20 protein-coding genes are annotated in these 20,271 nt (G+C 42.8%); 4 read left to right on the top strand and 16 right to left on the bottom strand.

Translation table 11 applies throughout. The features are described from left to right. Positions 1-36 precede the first annotated feature (36 nt). From R7Z10_RS02680 to R7Z10_RS02645, 8 genes are all read right to left on the bottom strand, one after another. A complete protein-coding gene (locus R7Z10_RS02680) occupies positions 37-1,158 on the bottom strand; it encodes a conjugal transfer protein TraF (RefSeq protein WP_318103863.1) in 1,122 nt (373 codons plus the stop codon). Positions 1,159-1,218: 60 nt separating this feature from the next. Continuing rightward, positions 1,219-2,100: a DUF2861 family protein gene (locus tag R7Z10_RS02675; RefSeq protein WP_033907061.1), complete on the bottom strand. Its 882-nt coding sequence runs from the start codon at positions 2,098-2,100 to the stop codon at positions 1,219-1,221. Between the two features lie 6 nt (positions 2,101-2,106). Then, positions 2,107-2,769 (bottom strand): response regulator transcription factor VxrB, encoded by a 663-nt coding sequence (gene vxrB, locus R7Z10_RS02670; RefSeq protein WP_005376251.1) that lies wholly within the window; start codon positions 2,767-2,769, stop codon positions 2,107-2,109. After that, on the bottom strand, positions 2,744-4,198 hold the full coding sequence (gene vxrA / locus R7Z10_RS02665) for a sensor histidine kinase VxrA (RefSeq protein ID WP_318104116.1): 1,455 nt from the start codon (positions 4,196-4,198) through the stop codon (positions 2,744-2,746). The genes vxrB and vxrA overlap by 26 nt, the downstream gene beginning before the upstream one ends. Positions 4,199-4,353: 155 nt before the next feature. Continuing rightward, complete coding sequence (pntB, locus tag R7Z10_RS02660; protein ID WP_005376248.1) at positions 4,354-5,730, bottom strand: Re/Si-specific NAD(P)(+) transhydrogenase subunit beta; 1,377 nt, start codon at positions 5,728-5,730, stop codon at positions 4,354-4,356. A gap of 8 nt (positions 5,731-5,738) precedes the next feature. Next, positions 5,739-7,295 carry a Re/Si-specific NAD(P)(+) transhydrogenase subunit alpha gene (locus R7Z10_RS02655; protein ID WP_054575447.1) on the bottom strand — a complete coding sequence of 519 codons (1,557 nt, stop codon included), beginning with the start codon at positions 7,293-7,295 and terminating at the stop codon, positions 5,739-5,741. A gap of 434 nt (positions 7,296-7,729) precedes the next feature. Then, a complete protein-coding gene (locus tag R7Z10_RS02650; protein ID WP_017634616.1) occupies positions 7,730-8,011 on the bottom strand; it encodes an HlyU family transcriptional regulator in 282 nt (93 codons plus the stop codon). Positions 8,012-8,052: 41 nt separating this feature from the next. Further along, complete coding sequence (locus R7Z10_RS02645) at positions 8,053-8,421, bottom strand: late competence development ComFB family protein (protein WP_005376241.1); 369 nt, start codon at positions 8,419-8,421, stop codon at positions 8,053-8,055. 253 nt (positions 8,422-8,674) lie between these two features. On the opposite strand from R7Z10_RS02645, the gene R7Z10_RS02640 reads away from it, so the two are divergent. Continuing rightward, complete coding sequence (locus tag R7Z10_RS02640; protein WP_025998618.1) at positions 8,675-9,913, top strand: diguanylate cyclase; 1,239 nt, start codon at positions 8,675-8,677, stop codon at positions 9,911-9,913. Between the two features lie 249 nt (positions 9,914-10,162). Here the strand turns inward: R7Z10_RS02640 and R7Z10_RS02635 are convergent, their stop codons facing one another. After that, complete coding sequence (locus R7Z10_RS02635) at positions 10,163-11,122, bottom strand: diguanylate cyclase (RefSeq protein WP_318103862.1); 960 nt, start codon at positions 11,120-11,122, stop codon at positions 10,163-10,165. Positions 11,123-11,395: 273 nt separating this feature from the next. Between R7Z10_RS02635 and R7Z10_RS02630 the strand changes: the two genes are divergently transcribed. Continuing rightward, entirely contained in the window at positions 11,396-11,833 is a 438-nt protein-coding gene (locus tag R7Z10_RS02630; protein WP_005376232.1) for a DUF3069 domain-containing protein, read from the top strand. Positions 11,834-11,909: 76 nt separating this feature from the next. On the opposite strand, the gene modC is transcribed toward R7Z10_RS02630, so the two are convergent. The 4 genes from modC to R7Z10_RS02610 form a co-directional block, all read right to left on the bottom strand. Further along, complete coding sequence (gene modC, locus R7Z10_RS02625; RefSeq protein WP_318103861.1) at positions 11,910-13,016, bottom strand: molybdenum ABC transporter ATP-binding protein ModC; 1,107 nt, start codon at positions 13,014-13,016, stop codon at positions 11,910-11,912. Next, positions 13,013-13,702, bottom strand: coding sequence for a molybdate ABC transporter permease subunit (modB, locus tag R7Z10_RS02620; protein WP_017820163.1), 690 nt, complete (start codon positions 13,700-13,702; stop codon positions 13,013-13,015). Before modB ends, modC begins: the two co-directional genes overlap by 4 nt. Positions 13,703-13,729: 27 nt before the next feature. Next, a complete protein-coding gene (modA, locus tag R7Z10_RS02615) occupies positions 13,730-14,485 on the bottom strand; it encodes a molybdate ABC transporter substrate-binding protein (RefSeq protein WP_318103860.1) in 756 nt (251 codons plus the stop codon). 69 nt (positions 14,486-14,554) lie between these two features. Beyond that, positions 14,555-16,006, bottom strand: a complete 1,452-nt coding sequence (locus R7Z10_RS02610) for a cobyric acid synthase (RefSeq protein ID WP_193837698.1) — start codon at positions 16,004-16,006, stop codon at positions 14,555-14,557. Between the two features lie 155 nt (positions 16,007-16,161). On the opposite strand from R7Z10_RS02610, the gene R7Z10_RS02605 reads away from it, so the two are divergent. Both R7Z10_RS02605 and R7Z10_RS02600 read left to right on the top strand, forming a co-directional pair. Further along, positions 16,162-16,536 carry a YgiW/YdeI family stress tolerance OB fold protein gene (locus R7Z10_RS02605; RefSeq protein ID WP_005376220.1) on the top strand — a complete coding sequence of 125 codons (375 nt, stop codon included), beginning with the start codon at positions 16,162-16,164 and terminating at the stop codon, positions 16,534-16,536. A 155-nt stretch (positions 16,537-16,691) separates the two neighbouring features. Beyond that, the gene (locus tag R7Z10_RS02600) at positions 16,692-17,228 is read left to right on the top strand and encodes a hypothetical protein (protein WP_017634623.1); all 537 of its coding nucleotides are present in this window, start codon (positions 16,692-16,694) and stop codon (positions 17,226-17,228) included. 123 nt (positions 17,229-17,351) lie between these two features. Here the strand turns inward: R7Z10_RS02600 and R7Z10_RS02595 are convergent, their stop codons facing one another. The 3 genes from R7Z10_RS02595 to R7Z10_RS02585 all read right to left on the bottom strand — a co-directional run bounded on the left by R7Z10_RS02595 (position 17,352) and on the right by R7Z10_RS02585 (position 20,247). Continuing rightward, complete coding sequence (locus R7Z10_RS02595) at positions 17,352-18,035, bottom strand: ATP-dependent zinc protease (protein ID WP_005388032.1); 684 nt, start codon at positions 18,033-18,035, stop codon at positions 17,352-17,354. Positions 18,036-18,046: 11 nt separating this feature from the next. After that, positions 18,047-19,234: an amino acid aminotransferase gene (locus R7Z10_RS02590; protein WP_017634625.1), complete on the bottom strand. Its 1,188-nt coding sequence runs from the start codon at positions 19,232-19,234 to the stop codon at positions 18,047-18,049. A gap of 155 nt (positions 19,235-19,389) precedes the next feature. Beyond that, positions 19,390-20,247: an AraC family transcriptional regulator gene (locus R7Z10_RS02585; protein ID WP_017634626.1), complete on the bottom strand. Its 858-nt coding sequence runs from the start codon at positions 20,245-20,247 to the stop codon at positions 19,390-19,392. Positions 20,248-20,271: the final 24 nt, after the last annotated feature.

Below are 20,271 nucleotides of genomic sequence, written 5' to 3'. Positions count from 1 at the left end.
GCTCCTCATTTTGAGGAGCTGACTATAACGATTCAATTAATAGGTAGCAAGGAAATTAATGGATGCCCCCATAGCGTTCTCGTTTGTGTACTGAGCTGCGATATCCAATTCGAACAACTTAAGTGGAGACAACCCGATACCAGCAGTAATGGTTCCTTCGTCATTACTTCGAGCTAAGTTCTTCATATACCCTGCTCGTAATGCCATTTGACGCAAAATATCAAATTCAATACCAGCTCGAATCATTTGCGTATTATCATCAAAGGATGAAAAACGTTTTTCTTCGTTGAGATCGTAGTCAACACTCATCGTAAAGTAATCGGCAACAATCCCAGCCCCAACAGTGTATACAGGACGCATGCTATATTCGTATGATTTTATCGTATCACTGCCATACTGGAATGATTTTGTTTTAACGTCTCTTCCAATCAAATTTTTCGCTGAAATACCGAGACGATATGGGCCAAAGAACCAAAGTGCGCCTGCGTCTAAGTTAAACATCGTTTCCGCGGTCTCATTTTCACGTAAGTCTTTAGTATCAAAATTCTGAAAACTCGTGGCGTATGAGTATGTGTATATACGCTGAAGTTTAGGAGTAACACCAAAAGAAAGGTGTTGGTTCATGAAATTAGTGTATTTAGCAAGTGAAATACCAGCTTCAGCCACGCCAATAGAAACACCTTGTACATAGCTATCATCTAATGGATTAGTACCTGAGGTATCAACATTTGGTTGTACGAATGATTCAGTGTATAACTTACCGTATGCAGTTGCAGATAAGAATTTGTTGGGAATACCAATGGCAACGACACCACCAAGATCAAAGTCTGTCTTTTTCCCATCGATAGCATCCATCGATTTTTTGATTTCATCGACGTCTGCCAATTTGCTGATGCGTTCGATCTCATCAACTAGATCATATTGATCATCGTAGCTGCCACCAAAACTTGGCACGATCATGCCTGCATCGTCATTTCGGCGATAAATCGCAGTAAGAGCGGGGTTGAAAAAAGGCGCAGTTAGATAAGTTGCTGATACGGTACCAACGTCACCCATTGCATCACTACGAGCCTCTATCGCATAAGTAGCAGCAGAGGCAGCATTAGTGAAAAGAATAGTAGCAACAGAAGTGGCAAGAATTTTATATTTGTTTTTCATACTACACTTGTGATTTTAGTTCGTCCTGAACCTTTATCGGCACAAGTAGTATTTCTTTAACTATTCTTCCTGGGAAAGATCATAGGTTCGGCTAATAGTTTGAGCCTGCTCAACAATTATATCGCCCTGCCAACGGCGACTATTGATACTTACCGCCAATACGTATCTATCGTTTGGGACACCCGCTAGCTCCAATGAATTTGGATAGTTAGACTCGTAAGTCTTTTTCCACATTTGCTCGTACTGGCCATCAATGTAGTCATACAAACCGACTTCAAGTTGCGGTAATGGACAATGGGGATTACGAAGTGCGCTCTTTTCTACTTTCCAATTCTCTTTAGATGTCCAACGAACATATTGAGAAGAGTTTGAATCTCCAAGTATTACCCAAGTTCGATACTCTTGTTTATCAGTAGAAACAACGGTTAAGTGATATAAACCAGCTTCAAGTTTACCTGTTAAGTTATAGCGTTTCGAGTAGCTACGCTCGTTGGCAAGTTCTGTCCCGCTCGGCTGTTGTTCATAGCTGAATGAACTGTCCGCGGATATAGAATCATCCACCCATCGATTAAATGAAATATTTTCGATGTCAGTTGTAGCTCTTAGCTTGATTACCAATCTAAATGTATCTCGCCCAGGGCTTTGAATAGTCTGACGAATAACGTTCACACCACTTATCCAATCAGGCAGCGTTACACCAGTGAGAGCCTTGCCACAGTTTTTAGATAGTGACTGACCAAGAAGATCATTAAGGTGAGGAGTCAAATCTTTACTTGGTTCCGTTTGCCAGAGTTCAACAAGAGAGTTGAACATACCCGCAAGATCATCTTCAAGTAAGTGTTGATGTGCCTGTGTTAAAGGCGTGTTAGTTTGAAACCAGTCCATCGCATGGACTGGTTTCACTAACGCTAATGAGACAACTACAGGGAGTAGTATTTTCATTACGACTTATGCTTTCATTTTGTAGCCAACACCACGAAGTGTTTCAATTTCCAGTCCTGGCAGTTTTTGACGAAGCTGTAGTACATGTGTATCAACCGTACGTGTTGTCGGGAAATGATTGTAACCCCAAACGTGGTCAAGTAGCTCATCACGAGTAAACACGCGACCTAAGTTTGACGCCAAAAATAGCAGCAAATCAAACTCTGTTCGAGTAAGCGTAATTAGCTCGTCTTTATAAGTCACTTCACGAGTCGAGCGGTCAATCTCTAAGTCTTTTGTAATCACTTTATCAGCGTTGCTTTGTTCTGCTGAATCCGGTGCTCGTAGCTGTGCACGGATTCTCGCAAAAAGCTCCGCCTCAGCAAAAGGCTTTGTTAAGTAGTCGTTCGCGCCGGAATCAAGGCCTGCAACTTTATCTTTTACGGTAACAAGTGCCGTTAACAAGATAACTGGTACGTCTTTAATCTGTTTCCATTCTGGGAGACATTGTACAGAGTCACCATCTGGGAGTTGGCGATCGAGAATTACCAAGTCAGCTTTTTTCCATTGTGGCTCTACGTCTGCAATACGCTCCACATGTAAACACTCATATCCTGCTTGTTCCAGGCTTACTAACAGGCCGTCAGCCAAGTTTTTATCGTCCTCAACGAGAAGCAGTGTCTGTTTCACAAGGTATCTCCAATATAAAAGTTGTAGGTGGTCCCATTAAGGACATTTTTCCGCCCATGCGGCCTACCATAGATTCAACGATTGTTAATCCAAGTCCTAACCCGCTCTTACTTACGAACGGTTTCTTCAAATTTGCCCAATCTTTAGCCGTTAGGCCTCCTGCATCTCGGACTTGGAATACTATTTTTTCTTCACTAGTTGAGACATCCAATTCAACCGGTGCGACACCGTACTTAAGCGCATTACGAAGCAAGTTATCGACACAAGTTCCTAACCAGTACACATTAACTTTAGCAGCCACATCTTCATTGATGTTAAAAAGCACGGCACTATCAAATTCTTCTTCGATCTTAAATTCTAACCAATCTGCAACGGATGGTACCCAGTCTGTTGCAAGCATTTGGTTATCAGATTGCAAATAATCTTTACTCGCTTCTGCCAATTGACGCAGGCGGCGCGTATCTTCACACAATCTGCGGAATTCGTCATACACACTTTCAGGCAAATGCTCGAACTCTCGACGAAAGCCTTCAACCGTTAGTGACAGAGATGCAATCGGTGTTCTGAGCTCATGCGTTAAAATTTGCAACACGAGCATTCTACTACGTAGTTCTTCTCGCTTGCTATTCCAACGGTATACCGCCCAACCAATCACCAAAAGAATATTGGCGATTACCAGTATGATCATACTGATCCGCAAAACTTGCGAGTGATCTTCTACATCCCAACAAATATTGCCTCGTTTAACAAAGCAACTTTTGCTTTGAGAGGCTAGAGCGTATGACAGACCCGCATTCGCTACGTTCTCTTGCCAGATATCTTTCTCGAAAACAAAGTAACGGTCACCACGTCTTAGCCAAAGTTCGTTACCTTCAATAAACATGCTCGCGCCTGCAATCAAAGCATTAATGGCGTCGTCATCCATGTTTTTCAAGCTTTCTAGCAACTCATCCCCTTCCTCGTCATCACGCTCTTTTATATGCATGTACTGAGATAGTTTGGGTTTGAGTTCTGGATACTTATCCACATAACGTGCCGCGTACGTCCCACCACCAGGGTGAATGAGACCACTACGCGAGAACCAACGAGGTGTCAGCTGCGTCCCTTTACAAATCGCCCTTGTAAATACTAAAGGCTCAGTAATTAAAGGACTTAATGGTAATTTGCCACGACAAGTATTCGCCAAGCTGTAAAGCTGTTGGATATCTTTTAACGGATAGTCAGACGTTTGCGGCAGAAGCGAATCTGGCGCAAGTAACTTGGTAGGATAATTTGATTGCAGAATACGAATATCGTACGACTTAAGAGCTACTTCATAGTTAAATAGCTCTGTAAACGTATCTATTCTTTCTGGTAGTGAATCGGAAAATGCAGGTGCCGAAAAAAGCGGCAATACAGTTGCAAAACCGAGCAAAAACTTTTTAATCAAACTGTTACCGTCACTTGTTACATTAGCCAAAACTATACATCAATCTACAAGCAATTGACATCTGCTAACAGAAGGATTTGCATTACTATAACATTGAAACGGAACAAAAAAGGGCCAGCGATTGCTGACCCTGTATAGTTTTAAATCAAGAATGGTTAAAGTGCTTTAAAAATAGACTCAACACTTTCTTTCGCATCACCAAATAGCATTGATGTATTTTCTTTGAAGAACAGTGGGTTCTGTACTCCTGCGTAACCAGTATTCATTGAGCGCTTGAATACCACTACGTTTTTCGCGTTCCATACCTCCAATACGGGCATACCAGCGATTGGGCTGTTCGGATCTTCCAGTGCGGCTGGGTTGACCGTATCGTTAGCACCGATAACCAATACGGTATCGGTTTCTGCAAAGTCATCATTGATTTCATCCATTTCAAGAACGATATCATACGGTACTTTTGCTTCAGCGAGTAACACATTCATATGCCCCGGTAGACGACCCGCTACTGGGTGAATCCCAAAGCGAACTTCAATACCTTGTGAACGAAGTACATCAGTAATTTCATGAACAGGGTATTGTGCCTGAGCTACTGCCATGCCATATCCTGGAGTGATGATTACTGATTTTGAGTTCTTCAACATCTCTGCAACTTCTTCAGCCGTTGTTTCACGATATTCGCCCTGCTCTTCGTCACCTGAAATCACTATCTCTTGACCAAAACCACCGGCAATAACACTGATAAACGAACGGTTCATTGCTTTACACATGATGTAAGAAAGAATCGCACCTGATGAACCTACCAAAGCACCTGTTACAATCAATAGATCATTTGCTAGCATGAAACCTGCTGCCGCTGCTGCCCAACCTGAGTATGAGTTCAACATAGAGACAACAACTGGCATATCTGCACCACCGATTGAAGCGACTAAATGGTAGCCGAATGCGAACGCGATCAAAGTCATCACAATAAGAGCGAACATGCTGCCATCTGCTTTTACGAAGTAGATCATAAGAAGCGTAGAAATAACAACCGCTGCGAGGTTCATTTTGTGCTTATGAGGCAGATTAAGTGGCGACGAAGAAATCACACCACGCAGCTTACCAAATGCGACAATTGAACCGGTGAAAGTTACGGCACCGATGAACACACCCAAGAATACTTCTACAAGGTGGATAACATGCTCAGCATGTGTTGCTGCTTCTGGCGCATCTAGGTAGCTGTTGTAGCCAACTAAAACCGCAGCTAAACCTACAAAACTGTGTAGAATCGCAACCAGTTCTGGCATCTCGGTCATTTCTACTTTCTTCGCATAGAAAATACCGATCGCACCACCTATCGCCATCGCGATAATGATCCAACCAAAACCTTGCGCATCTGGGCTAAAGATCGTCGCTATTAGCGCGATCGTCATACCAGCGATACCGTAGTAGTTACCATTACGAGCAGACTCTTGCTTTGAAAGCCCCGCCAAACTCATGATGAAAAATAATGCAGCAACAATGTAAGCTGCTTGTACTAATCCTGCAGACATTGTGACTCCTATTTATCTTTGCGGAACATTTCAAGCATACGCTTGGTGACGGTGAAACCACCGAAGATATTGATACTCGCGATCAATACGGCAATAAAAGATAGGAATGAAACGACGCCATTACCTTGTCCAATTTGCAGTAATGCACCAACGACAATAATGCCAGAGATAGCATTCGTTACTGACATTAGTGGAGTATGAAGTGCATGGGTAACATTCCATACTACGTAGTATCCGACAACACACGCTAGAACGAATACAGTAAAGTGAGAAAGAAACGCTGCCGGAGCAACCGATGCTACCCATGCAAAGGCTCCAACAGCCGCTGCCACACCAATAATTTTCTTCGTTGGAGACGTAGGTTCTTCTACTTTAGGCTCTGGCTTCACAGGCTGTTCTTGTTTCACTTGCGGCTGAGCTGAAACCTGAATTGGTGGCGCTGGCCAAGTAACTTCACCTTCTTTCACCACGGTAACGCCACGGATAACAACATCTTCAAAATCAATATTGATGTTGCCATCTTTCTCTTTACACAGCAGTTTTAGAAGGTTAACAAGGTTTGTCGCGTAAAGCTGAGAAGATTGTGTTGGCAAACGACCAACCATGTCAGTGTAACCAACAATTTTTACGCCGTTATCCGTCATGATAACTTGGTCTTTCACTGTATATTCACAGTTACCGCCATTAGCAGCTGCCAAGTCGACAATTACACTGCCCGCTTTCATGCTGTCGACCATTTCTTTGGTGATCAACTTCGGCGCAGGTTTACCAGGGATGAGCGCGGTCGTAATAATGATATCAACATCTTTAGCTTGCTCTGCGTATAACTCTGCCGCTTTTTTGTTGAAGTCATCAGACATTTCTTTTGCGTAGCCATCCCCAGAGCCTGACTCTTCTTGAAAGTCAACGGTCAGGAACTCAGCGCCCATCGATTCAACTTGCTCTTTTACTTCTGGGCGAACGTCAAACGCACGGACAATAGCACCTAAGCTACCTGCAGCACCGATAGCCGCCAAGCCAGCGACGCCAGCACCCGCAACCAATACTTTCGCTGGAGGTACTTTACCGGCAGCCGTAATTTGACCTGTAAAGAAACGACCAAACTCATGAGCTGCCTCAACCACTGCACGATAACCAGCGATATTAGCCATCGAAGATAGCGCGTCTAAGGCTTGTGCACGTGAGATACGAGGAACGGAATCCATGGCAAGAACGTTAATGTTCTTACTTGAAAGTTGTTCCATCAACTCAGCATTTTGAGCCGGCCAAATAAAGCTAACCAGTGTTGCTCCATCTTGCAGTAACGCAATTTCGTCAATGCCTTGCTCATCATCCACAATTGGCGCATTAACTTTTAAAATAAGGCCAGATGCCCAAACTTCTTCACTAGAAACGATTTTCGCACCAGCTGCTTCATAAGCGGCATCATCGAAACTCGCTAGCACCCCCGCTTGGGATTCAATCGCGACATCGAATCCCAATTTTATTAACTGCTCAACCGACTTCGGCGATGCAGCCACTCGCGATTCACCCGCGAGTATCTCTTTAGGTACACCGATTTGCAAAACGCATACTCCTTGTATACATATCAATAAATTAGTCCCAAAACAGAGCGTTGCTCTACTCTAATTCTTTTTTATTTCTATCTGTTTACCACGCAAGACAATTGCAAACGAAAGATGATGTTTGGGGACACCCATTTGCACAATAACACCTTGACTAACAGCCCTGTTATTATTCTGTTTGTATCGAACGCGTCTCATTACTTCAAGTGTTTTGTAATTTAAATACTAAATTTCATTACATATAACGCTAAGTAATGAATGATTGTCGCTCTGTGCACGAAAAATAACAACGCAACACCGTACTAGACTGAGGTCTAACCAGGTAACGATTAAATACCGACTTAACAGAGATTTAAGCGTTAAAAAGAAAGAGCCACTAGCATATACACTAATGGCTCTTTTTAAGATGACTGGAATCAAATTGCAGTAAATTGCTAGTCGAAGATTTTATCGCCCATTTGATCAATAAACATTTGAGATTTCTTCAACATAAGGTCATTGGCATCTTGCTCTGAGCCAAGTAAATCGGAGCGAATAAACCGATGTGTTTTCACTTCATCATTGTCATGCTTTTCTATTCGACCAGCGATGCGATATTGTCCGCCCTCTGAAAGGCTCTCTGGGTAAATAAAGAAACCTTTATACTCAACTGGCTCGATAGTTTTAGCTTCAGCGGTTTTCTCACTACCACCAAACAAACGCGAAAAAAATCCCACGATTCCTCCTTGGGTCAACTCACTAGTCAACTGAGCGACTCTTACTTGATATTAACGTTAAGGATCGGTTTTTCATACCAATCCAACTCTTTGTCATCATCATAACTAGTATGGGAAAAAATTACAGGCACATCATACTCTCGGTTCTTACGCCTGTCTTCTTTCACCATTTCTGCGGCGTTTTTCACCGCTATATCCGCGCTTTGCTTAAACTGGCTTAATTTTTGTTCAGGAAGTGAAGACAAAAAATCAATATCATGACGGATATAGACAGGCTTGAGTTGGATAAGCGCAAGGCAAGCAATATCGGCTAACTGTTCGTTGTCATACTGTTCTAAAAATTCGGGCAAACTGAGAACCTGGCCTACTAATGTTTCCATGTAATTGTGCACATCTGAGCTTATCTGCATCTGTAAATCTCCTTTTTCCTATGAAATGAGTATAGCAACGACTTGTTTATAACAACTTATTGATTGCTCTTAATTTAATCAATCTCTCTCTTTTTGCCGTAATGTCTTCCAAAATACTTGGGAAAAGGAACAAATAGACGTATTCTTGCTAGTTCTCAAAGTTCGAAATTCAATAACGGATAAATATCCATATTGATAAAACGATTTACCTAACCAATTATATAGTCAACTATTTTCAGGCAGTTTGTAATAGATGTCCTCATCGTCAATGACTTCATCAGGCTTCAGATTCTTATTCCCTTTTTTGCTACTGGGCATAGTGAGTTCGGGCATGGACAGCATTATTCAGATGACTCAGGCAAACTGGGGCATTGCCGCAAACTTGCCGTACATACTATTAGGTTGTGCGCTACTCCTTTGTTATTCATTTAAGCAAGGCAGAGAGTCCATGGTGTGCTTGGCAATGTTGCTAGCCTATTTCGTGATACAGCACCGCCTACAAGTCCCGCTTCAAAGTGGTACCGCTTTACTTGAGCTAACCATTTTAGCCACGTTACTTCCTGTCTCGTTTCTTACGGTATTTTTGTTTAGTAAAGAAGGTTTTGACTCTAGAGCCATGTTGACTTACATCTTGATGTTAGCAATGTTCGTTCTTTGGTCTTATCTAACGCTAGCATATTACGTTGAAGGAGGGTTTGAACAATGGACAAGCGGTATTTTATTTATTGTACCTACGGTCTCTAAACTGCCTTTAATTCTTGTTTTATATTGCGTGGGTATTGTCTGTTTTCTTGGAATCCTTGTTTTAAAGAAGAATGAAATTATTCATGCGATGACCTACTCTGCCATGGTATTGGCGTCTGCGACGTTCATTTTCTTTGATGTGCAGTACATATCAAGCACCATGTTTACGCTAACAGGGCTGCTTATCATTATTTATGCCGCTTCCGCTAGCCATCAACTGGCTTTCACCGATAGCCTAACGCTGATTCCAAGCAGACGTGCACTTGATCTCGATCTAAAACACATGGGTAAGAAGTTCACGATCGCAATGCTTGATGTTGACCATTTTAAAAAGTTTAACGACACCTACGGTCACGATACTGGTGATGACGTTCTAAAAATGGTCGCTTCGCGCCTCACTAAAACCCCAGGCGGCGCAAAAGTTTATCGATTTGGCGGAGAAGAATTTACCATCGTTTTTAAAGGCAAATACGCTGACGAATGTAAGAACTTTTTGGAAGAAGCTCGCAAATCGATTGCAGAATACGAGATGATATTACGCGATGAAGAATCTCGCCCTGAGAACCATAAACAAGGACAAAAACGTCGTGGTAGCAACAGTTCGAAAAGAAAGTCGGTTTTTGTTACCGCAAGTTTCGGAGTTGCTGATAGCCGGAATGGGCAAGCTCCTCTGGACGTTATTAAATCAGCGGACGAAGCACTTTACAAAGCGAAAAAGGCCGGACGTAACTGCATAAAGCTTCGTTAGACCCTCACCAATCGTGAAAGTTAACAAGCTTGTCTGGGTTTAAAACAAAACCGAACTTCCCCATCAGCATAATAACTGCACTCATCGTTGCCACTATCCCGATGTTATCTATCTAATCAAAGGTATAAGGTATACGCCCGATTGCGACATTCCGTTCGCACTGTTTGCCTATCTTACTTTGAGTTAACTTTAAAAGAATTACCAAAACGTGACAACGCAACAAAAAAGTGGTATTCATAAGACTTTGTTTTAAAAAGAATTAACTACAGTATGTGTGTTTCTTCCCAAAGATTTTGATGTATATAGTGCTTTATCAACGGTTGCATACAAGTCTGATTGCACTTCTTTCCCTGTTGGTTGAAAAACAAAAACACCCTGTGACACTGTCACTCTATTTGACACACTAGAATACTCATGTGGGTAATCGAGAAAATACATAGCCTCTTGTATACGCTCGGCTTCTCTTTCTGCTGTTTGAGTGTCGGTACACCCTAGCAACACAACAAACTCTTCTCCACCATATCGACCTACATATTCCCCAGAGCGACAAAACGTCGCCTTTAGTTGATTCGCAATCGCTTGCAAGCAACGGTCGCCTTCAATATGACCGTAATTATCATTAAACGGTTTAAAAAAATCGACGTCCAATAGAATCAAAGCCATTGGCATATTGTGACGGCCATGCCATGCAACCATCGATTCCAACTTATGGTCGATATAACGGCGGTTATAGAGTTTGGTTAGGCCATCTTCATTCGCTTGCTGAGTCAAAAGTTGATTAACTTGCTCCAATTGAGCTGTCGCTTGCTTAAGCTCTCGTCTCATATGAGCAATACGCTGCATTGCGATAAGTTTAGAGTTCAGTACCAGTTTATCTACCGGCTTAATTAAATAGTCATCACCGCCCGCGTCTATGGCTTTAGCAATCATTTCTGGCTCTTCGTGACTACTCAAGAAAATAATAGGGATCCAATCCGGAAACGTTTCTCTTATATGAAGAGAGACTTCAAAACCGTTAATATCTGGCATTGATATATCGAGTAACACCAGTTCCGGCTCAAAACTCTCGTAGGTATTTAACGCCTCTAGTCCACTACCTACGGCTTTTACAATATGTCCAAGTTGCTTTAGACGAATAGCCAACTGCATCCTGTCTAGCTGAACATCGTCAACCAGAAGGATTCGCATCGATGTCCCTGTCGGTTGCATAACGCGTTCCATTTTTAATTATGTCTTTATTAAACATATACCATACTCATAGAGTTGTTGCATTCGACTCATAATTAAGTGCTATATTTTTGTTTGAATATCACGGAATCCATTGCATAAAGCAGTTAGACTGGACGTTACCCTATCTAATCATGGCCTGTGAGCAGAAGTTCAACAAACTCATTCACTTTGGTCATCTTGTGGATTAATGGGTATAGCTATTTGATGCATTTGGTATTAATATTCCCGCCTTTTTGTAATGAGAGACACACCATGTCAGAAGCAACTAACAGCGAAAGCAAAAAAATCGATCTAGCCAGCATTTCTCCAGAGCTACGTAAAGTTATCGAATTTGACGAAGTTCCAGAGCAAATGTTCGAAATGGTTACCTCTATCCATGAAGTGTCTGAAGAAGCGGTACGTGAATCATGGGACGAAATGCCAGCAAGTGCACAGAACATTCTAGACAACTTTGAACAGTTTCATGCTCTAGTTTCTGTAGGCCAAGCATTCGCTGGTATTAATGTGATGGAAGAGTTTCCGACTCTTAATCTGCCAGAAAACATGACAGATGAAGATAAAGAAGAATACCGTGCTCAACTACTTGATAATGTGCTTCACAACTGTGTGAAAGACATGGTTAAGCAACTTAAGAAAGCACGTCGTGACCCACTTCTTAAGCGTGAATTCAAAGAAGTATTCGCGAAGTAATTCCGACATTCTTCTAGTAACAAAGGCCGCACTTTGCGGCCTTTTTTGATCATGAAGCGTAAATCAGTCTAAACGGTTAATGAGGCGCTAGTGCCATATCTTTTTGTGTCACACTGACACCTTTAATTTGTGCAAAAACACGGCTACCAACTTTTAGGTTGAGATCATCAAGGGCCCACGGTGTGATCGTTGCCCACAAATAACATTTCTCGTCTAGCTTGAGTGATACATTAATACTCTGCTTGTCATCGGCTGCGTTAAACGCCTCAATGGAATCGACAATAGCAGGCAAAATATTTCGAATCGACGTCGCCTTGGGTTGCTCGAGCGTGATAGAAACGTCGTTGGCACGCACTTGCAAGCGTATTGGCGTGTCTGGTGTTCCGTCAATCTTTTGCACCCACAGGAATACATTAGGTGCAAGGCTGATACAAGTCAGTGCATAACGTTCATGATGTTCAGCAATCCGGCCTTCAAATAAGCTGCTTTGATCTGAGAAAGATTGCCATGGACGCATAGCATGAGAAGCCCACACTTCCTCAAGCTTACCTGAACTCGAAATTTTACCTTGGTCAATAATTGCAAGGTGCTGAGCAAGCCTTAAAATTTCCTGGAGACTGTGTGTGACATAGATAATAGGGATATTTACCTTCTCCGACAACTCCTCGAGAAAAGGCATTACCTCACGCTTTCTTGGCATATCGAGTGAGGCAAGTGGCTCATCCATCAAAAGCAAATTGGGTTTAGATAGCAATGCGCGCGCAATCGCAACACGTTGCTTTTCACCACCAGAAAGTGATACCGGAAAGCGCTTTAGTAACGGTTTGATAGACAAGAGTTCGGTGACTGCATCAAAATACTCGTCATCTTTTTCTTTAACGCCATATAACAAATTGCCTTGAACCGAATAGTGAGGAAACAAACGTGAATCCTGAAACACATAACCAATACCACGCTTGTGCGTTGGTAGGTTGATTCCCTGTTCACTGTCAAACAAAACATGCTCACCAACCGCAACATACCCTTGCCTTGGAGTTACCAATCCGCTGATGATGTTAATCAACGTCGTTTTACCAGCACCAGATCGTCCAAACAAGGCACTAATTCCGTTACAGGGTAACTTAAGTTTAATGTCGAAGTCAGCCTCACCAAGCATTTGTTTAAATTGGACTTTAATCGTCATTGCTTCGCACCCAATCTGCTTGCCGCTTTACGATTTAGCCATTCAGAGATCATTAATGTAGACAAGGCTAACGCGATAGAAATGATACACAGACGAGCCGCCTGCATTTCTGCACCTGGCGTTTCAATAAAGTTGTACATTGCCAGCGGAATCGTTTGGGTCTCACCCGGAATGTTAGAGACGAAACTGATCGTCGCCCCGAATTCGCCAAGACTACGAGCAAATGACAGCATCGTGCCCGTAATAATTCCGGGAATGGTCAGTGGTAACGTGACGGTGAGAAACACTTTTAAAGGAGAAGCGCCTAACGTAGAGGCTGCGTGCTCCAATTTAGGGTCGACGCTATCTAAGCTTAAGCGTACTGAACGAACCATCAAAGGCAAAGCCACGACAATACAAGCGACTACTGCCCCTTTCCAATTAAAGCTAAATACTACCCCTAAGTTTTCATAGAGCCACTTTCCAAGGAACCCTTGTCGTCCTAAAGAAATCAACAATAAATAGCCGATTACCACTGGCGGCAATACCAGTGGTAAATGAATTAAGCTATCGAGAATCGATTTACCAATGAACGTTTTTCGAGAAAGTAGCCAAGCAAGAAAAACGCCGAGAGGAATCAGCCAAAGTACTGCGTACGCGCCTACTTTGAGGCTTAACATTAAGGCTTGGTATTCCAGTTCTGTCACGCTTCGTTCCTATAATTGAAGGCCGGTTTATTGCTGAAAGCCATATTGAGCAAAAACGCGTGCGGCTTCGTCCGATTTTAGGTACTGGAAGAACTGCTCTGACTCAGTAGAATCATTCACAATTGCAGCCGGGTAAACAATAGCCGCATGCGTATCACTTGCAAATTCGCCGAGAATTTTGACTTTATCAGTTAACTGAGCATCGGTTTTGTAGACCACACCTAAAGGCGCTTCTCCACGTTCAACCAACGCCAAAGCTAAGCGCACATTCTTTGCTGGTGCGACGTGAGTTTGAACCGCTTTCCATACACCCAGTGTAGTCAATGACTCTTTCGCGTACATACCAGCAGGTACTGACGTCGGATTGCCTAAAGCAAGACGATTTCCATGCAATGCCTTCTCCCATGCCTTTGCATCAGAAAAGTTAAATGAGGTTAATTCTGAAGACTGAGGAGCAATCAACACTAAGCTATTGCGCACTAGATTTGTGACATTGTCACGATAAATGACTTCTTTATCGACCAAATAATCCATCCATTTCGTGTTCGCAGAAATGAATACATCCGCTGGTGCGCCATTGATAATTTGTCGAGCGATAGAAGAAGAACCACCATAAACGGGAGTGATAGAAACGTCATACTTTTCTTCAAAGTTTTGCGCGATCTCGTTAATCGCATTCGTCATAGAAGAGGCTGCATACACTTTTAGGTTCGTTGCTGCGTTTGCTGAAAATGAAATGCTTAATACTACCGTAAGGCAAGCATACTGTTTCCATGCTTTCATAGAGATACTCCAATACAAGGCAAGCGAAAGAACAGGTTATTTGAATATAAAGTTCAATCAGTTAATGTGCTATTTAAACAAAAAATCAAGGCGCATATGTTGTTCTATCGCATCTGCGATGCGATTAATGCCTTGCTCCTTTAACTCTTCAAAGTCTTGTTGTTTGATTTGGGTGCCGTTTACCCATTCTGATACCAGGCTTAAGACATCTGCCTCGTCAAAGAACCCGTGAAGGTAGGTTCCCATGATTTGACCACACTCGCTGATCGCCCCTTCCGCTTCACCGGAACTGAATGTAAGAGGTTGCAGGCCCCGTACTTCACTTCGCCCTACATGGATTTCATAACCCTTTACATTGGCTGTTTTGCCGTTAAGAGAAAGCTGTGCTTGTGTGTTTGTAAGCTGTTTGCTGTTAGTTAGCGTCGTAGTGATATCAAGCAAGCCAAGTCCTTCGCTTTGACCTGGTTGGCCTTCGACGCCGTTTGGATCATCAATCAAGTTTCCAAGCATCTGGTAGCCGCCACAGATACCAATCACTTTTCCACCAAGACGAATATGACGCAAGATATCTTTATCCCACCCTTGGCTTCTTAGATACTCTAAGTCGTCTCTCACTGATTTGGTCCCAGGCAAAATAACAAGGTCGGCTTTATCTATTTTTTCGCCTTTACCTACATAACGTAGATTGATATCTGGATTCAATCGCAGCACATCAAAATCAGTATGATTACTAATCCGGGTTAAAACAGGCACAACAACATTCAGTTTTACCTCAGAGTGCAACTCTTGCTGCGCAGTGATCGCGTCTTCTGCTTCTAAATTCAAACCATGAAGAAAAGGAAGTACACCAAGTACAGGTTTACCTGTTTTTTCTTCTAGCCAATCGAGGCCCGATTGCAATAAACGAATATCACCTCGAAAACGGTTGATAACAAATCCTTTTACTCGCGCTTGTTCAGATTCAGAAAGTAACGCAAGTGTTCCGTACAAATGTGCAAACACTCCACCACGATCAATATCAGCAACAATGATCACTGGTACATCAGCGGCCTCAGCAAAACCCATGTTTGCAATATCGCCTTCTCGTAAATTGATTTCAGCAGGACTCCCCGCGCCCTCGATAATGATCGAATCAAATTCTTGAGTCAGACGAGAGAAGGAATCTAACACCGTGTCCATCGCCACTTTCTTGTAATCATGAAAGCCAGCCGCATCCATATTGGAAATCGCCTTACCCTGCAAAATGATCTGAGCACCTGTATCACTGTTAGGTTTAATTAAAACCGGATTCATATGTACGGTTGGCTCAATATTACACGCCTGTGCCTGAACGGCCTGTGCTCGACCTATTTCACCGCCATCTTTGGTTACCGCACTATTTAGTGCCATGTTTTGTGGCTTAAATGGGGCAACATTTATCCCTTTTCGTGCTAATACACGGCATAAACCTGCCACAAGGACACTTTTTCCGGCATCCGAAGTGGTGCCTTGAACCATTAAAGATGGGATCGCTGATTTCATGAACATTTGTAAGGAATAGAGGAAGATGAACAATCATAACGTCATCGTCCCCACTTACTCAAGCAAATGAATAGAATATGAATGTTGAAATCATCATTGGTTCAAACAAGCCCTGCTTTAATGACCCCATCAAAACAAACCGATGAGGATGTAACATGAAAAAGAATACAATTATCGCAACAATCGCCGCCTTAGCTATTGCTCCTTCTATCGCGTTCGCGAAAGATAACGCTCAAAACCAATCAAACTTGCAGTTTAACGGTCCTGTCACTGTGGAAAAATTGGATGCCTTGCTAAACGACTCCAATATGTTTACTGAAAAAGATGTGGTCGTTGAAGGTAACTTATTGCGTCAAGTTCGCGCGGATAAGTTTGTCTTTAGCGATGGTTCCGGTGAAGTGATGGTCGAACTCGATGACGATATTCAGCTAAATACTCCGATTGATCACACGACTAAAGTCCGTCTGTTTGGCGAATTTGAAGGCGGAAATAAGCCAGAGATTGAAGTCGAACAACTCGTGGTCATGTAAAACAAAACCCCGATTGCTGTGCATATCAACATGATGTAGTGACGATTACAGCTAAATAGTGACGGCAAGCACTTAAAATGATAGCTTTATCAATCTTGGTCTGCTTTTTGCAGACCATTTTTTTGTTCATTTTAATCATCTTGCCCGGAGACACCATGCTAGGTAAAGCTCTAAAGGTTGCAGCCTTTGGTTTGTGTGCTATTTTGCCACTTTCCGCACATGCAAATAATTTCAACTACAACACGATGGAATTTCGCATGGGTACTAGCCCTGGTACATTTGGTGGCGAGTTCAATACCTACTTTACAGAGAATACCCATTTCATTGCTCGCGCAGACAGTGAGTTTAGCGGAGACTGGGACATTGCTGGTGGTATAGGCTTTAATGGGCCAGCAGGCCAATTTGCAGATATTTATGGCCAAATGTTGGTACACAACATTAAGGAGAACGGCAGTGATAAAGTGGGCGACGAGTGGCGCACGGAAGTGAATATTGGCACTCGTATTTGGTTTATGCAAAATGTTGAGCTACATGGCCGTATCGGCCAAATCATAGATAATGACGATTCGAACACCATTTACAATCTGGGCGCACGATTCCACTCAACTCAGCAACTATCGCTTGGTGCAGATTTCAAAAATAATGGTGTCTATGGCCAGCAAATTGTAATGTCTGCTCGTTTTGCATTTTAGTGGACATGACTACTAGGGCATCACAAGCAAGCATATGATTCAATAAAAATAGCCTCCGATTTTGGAGGCCATTTTTTGTTAATCACGAATTATTAGCTTGTAGCAGAAACCAGCTTTAATACATCAGTTTTTAGCGGTTTTTTTAGGTTTATCTTGCACATATTTTTTCGATACATCTACAACGGCGATATCTCTAAAAAAGCTTCGACCAAGCAAAATTGGAAACGTCATATGTCCGCGATCCGCTAACGTAAACTCTGTCTTTTCTTTGTGATCCCCAACGGTAATGTAGGCTTTTACCACCGCTCGTTTATCCACCTCTTCTGACGAAGACTGCTTAACTTTAGCCCAGCGCTCAACGGGTACTTTAAATTCTTTGGTGTCTTTGTCACCTAAATCTATCTTAAATTTAACCCAGTCTTTACCATCACGCTCAAACGGAACAATGTCAGTCGCACTAATTGATGATGTTGTCGCACCTGTATCGACTCTAGCCTTGAAAGTCTGGTCAATTTCAGGAACATAAACCCATTCTTCAGAACCAAGAATTAACATGCCATCGGGTGTTTTTGTGACCTTGACTGGCTTCTTAGGCTTTGGTTCCGGCTTTTTCTCAGGTTTCGCTTCTGGTTTGGGCTCCACCTCTGGCTTTGGATCTACATCAGGTTTCACTTCTGGCTCGACTTTAACGGGCTCTTCGACCTTTGGCGACTCTGGCTCAACAGGTTCCTGCGTCGTTTGAGTTGACGTACAAGCAATTAAACTGCCGCTCATCATAAGCGGCAGAATCAGTTTCCAGTTTTTCATCCACACTCCAATTAAGCTTGAGATACTTTCTTAATTGCGTCCGCTACGTATGGAATATGAGTTTCGGTAAGTCCGGCAATGTTAATTCGACCATCGCCAACACCATAAATGCCATAATCTTCACGCAGTTGCGCCATTTGGTTTCCACTAAAGCCTAGCACAGTAAACATGCCTTTGTGACCCTCAATGAAATCAAATTGATCTGTATTATGGTTGTTTCTCAACTCGTTACACAAACTTTGACGAAGGCTAACCAAACGATGTTGCATTTCACTCAATTCTTGCTTCCAAACGGAAGTGAGATTGTCATCTTGCAGAATGGTCTTAACTAAAGCTGCACCATGGTCGGGTGGCATCGTGTAAGTCGAGCGAGCTAGAGTGAGGAGTTTACCTTTTGCATTGGTTACATCATGCATGTTCTTACCAACCACAATCGCTGCACCAGTTCGTTCACGGTACAGACCAAAGTTCTTCGAACATGAAGTAGTAATCAACATCTCTTCAACGTTATCTGCCATAAAACGAAGACCTTTTGCGTCTTCTTCTAGGCCATCACCGAAGCCTTGGTAGGCAATGTCCACAAATGGGATGAAACCGTTCTTCTGCGACAATTCTGTAATGGCTTGCCAAGCAGAGAAGTCAATATCCGCACCAGTTGGATTGTGGCAACAACCATGAAGAAGTACCACATCTGAAGGCCCAGCTTTCGCAAGATCATCCATCATTTTTGCGGTGTCTACTTGTTTCGTTTCCGAAGAGAAATAGTGGTAGAACTTAACTTTAAGGCCTGCTGCTTCCATTACTGGCTTGTGGTTTACGTAGCTTGGGTTGGAAATCCAAACCGTCGTATCTGGCTGTGCGATCTTCATCAGATCACCGAGCATACGCAGCGCACCACTTGCACCTGGCGTTTGAATTGCTGCAACACGATCCATTGCAGACGTTCCCGTCAGCAGCAAATCGATCATGCTTTTATTAAATTCTTCGCAACCCGCAAGACCAACATAAGACTTGGTTTTTTGAGTTTCAACAACGACATCCTGCGCCATTTGAATGGCTTTCATAATCGGCGTTTCGCCTGCGCTGTTTTTGTATACGCCAATGCCAAGGTCAACCTTGTTTGGACGTTCATCGTTACGGTATGCAACGGATAGAGATAAAATAGGATCTAATACGGGAGTTGGGAGATTAGAAAACATGAAAGTCATAACCCTTTGAAATTCAAGTACCGAACCTCACGTTAACACCATCGCAAAAAATGACGAAATGATTTTTCACTTATTTCATCAATTAGAGAACAAAATTCTGGCTTACGGTGAGTTTTGTGCGCTCTATCGTTCAGAAAAAGAACGATTCACTCCTTGTCGTACCAATCCACTCTACCGTTTTTTCTAAACTCTCTTGGTGTCATGGTCGACCACGCTTTAAAACGTGTACTAAAGTTAGCGCTTGTCGGATATCCGACTATTTCTCCAATATGCTGAATTGGCCATTCTGTTGAACGAAGTAACCTAGCAGCATATTCCATGCGCATACGCGTTAAATGTGCCATTGGGCTTCGACCAAACTGCTTTTGAGTCAGTCGATGCAAATGAGGCTCCGAACATGGATATAGAGCCGCCACCTGCTCAACGCTCCAATCCTTATGGAGCTGACGTTGGACAAGGTCAAATACACGCCGAAGCCTCAATTGGCTGCGTGATATCGACTCTGAGGGCGGCATGTTTAACATCAGCTCTAACTGAGCCACACTATGCTCACCTACCGCACCACCATAATCGATTGGAAGGTGAATGCTGCGTAGTAGTGTTTGGATACATGCATACATCACTTCAGGTGTAGATGAAAGCTGGTAGCGAACATCGCATTCTAATATCGGCCACTCTCTATCAGGAGCAAGAAAAAGCCACGCGATCTGCCAAGGTTCTTCTTCTATACCAAAACCGTTTTCAACACCTGCGGGTACTGTAATCAACGAGCCCGGTTCCAAATCGTATCGATAAGTCCCACTCTCTAGCCACCCTTTACCACGCACCGTATAGAGCAGCATGTGTTTCTTTTGGTTTTTACGATAAACAGAGAAGAAGTCACGACAAGTGGCAATGCCGCACTGCACAATGCCTCTCTCCTCAAGTGCTAATACTCGACTGTGATCAATAAACTCTTGATAAGTTTTTTCTGAAATCGCGTAGCGTTCTTGTTTATCTTCCATGATTTATTGGCTCACATGTGCGTT

It is taken from the genome of Vibrio sp. Vb1018 (assembly GCF_033338775.1).
Taxonomy (GTDB): domain Bacteria; phylum Pseudomonadota; class Gammaproteobacteria; order Enterobacterales; family Vibrionaceae; genus Vibrio; species Vibrio alginolyticus.
This window is presented reverse-complemented; position numbering and strand designations above follow the sequence as displayed.

Excerpts from the sequence above, each read along its gene's own strand:
- R7Z10_RS02680 (WP_318103863.1), bottom strand. The coding sequence starts at position 1,158 with ATGAAAAACAAATATAAAATTCTTGCCACTTCTGTTGCTACTATTCTT.
- R7Z10_RS02675 (WP_033907061.1), bottom strand. The coding sequence starts at position 2,100 with ATGAAAATACTACTCCCTGTAGTTGTCTCATTAGCGTTAGTGAAACCA.
- pntB (WP_005376248.1), bottom strand. The coding sequence starts at position 5,730 with ATGTCTGCAGGATTAGTACAAGCAGCTTACATTGTTGCTGCATTATTT.
- R7Z10_RS02645 (WP_005376241.1), bottom strand. The coding sequence starts at position 8,421 with ATGCAGATAAGCTCAGATGTGCACAATTACATGGAAACATTAGTAGGC.
- R7Z10_RS02640 (WP_025998618.1), top strand. The coding sequence starts at position 8,675 with ATGTCCTCATCGTCAATGACTTCATCAGGCTTCAGATTCTTATTCCCT.
- R7Z10_RS02635 (WP_318103862.1), bottom strand. The coding sequence starts at position 11,122 with ATGCAACCGACAGGGACATCGATGCGAATCCTTCTGGTTGACGATGTT.
- R7Z10_RS02630 (WP_005376232.1), top strand. The coding sequence starts at position 11,396 with ATGTCAGAAGCAACTAACAGCGAAAGCAAAAAAATCGATCTAGCCAGC.
- modC (WP_318103861.1), bottom strand. The coding sequence starts at position 13,016 with ATGACGATTAAAGTCCAATTTAAACAAATGCTTGGTGAGGCTGACTTC.
- modA (WP_318103860.1), bottom strand. The coding sequence starts at position 14,485 with ATGAAAGCATGGAAACAGTATGCTTGCCTTACGGTAGTATTAAGCATT.
- R7Z10_RS02610 (WP_193837698.1), bottom strand. The coding sequence starts at position 16,006 with ATGAAATCAGCGATCCCATCTTTAATGGTTCAAGGCACCACTTCGGAT.
- R7Z10_RS02605 (WP_005376220.1), top strand. The coding sequence starts at position 16,162 with ATGAAAAAGAATACAATTATCGCAACAATCGCCGCCTTAGCTATTGCT.
- R7Z10_RS02600 (WP_017634623.1), top strand. The coding sequence starts at position 16,692 with ATGCTAGGTAAAGCTCTAAAGGTTGCAGCCTTTGGTTTGTGTGCTATT.
- R7Z10_RS02595 (WP_005388032.1), bottom strand. The coding sequence starts at position 18,035 with ATGAAAAACTGGAAACTGATTCTGCCGCTTATGATGAGCGGCAGTTTA.
- R7Z10_RS02590 (WP_017634625.1), bottom strand. The coding sequence starts at position 19,234 with ATGTTTTCTAATCTCCCAACTCCCGTATTAGATCCTATTTTATCTCTA.
- R7Z10_RS02585 (WP_017634626.1), bottom strand. The coding sequence starts at position 20,247 with ATGGAAGATAAACAAGAACGCTACGCGATTTCAGAAAAAACTTATCAA.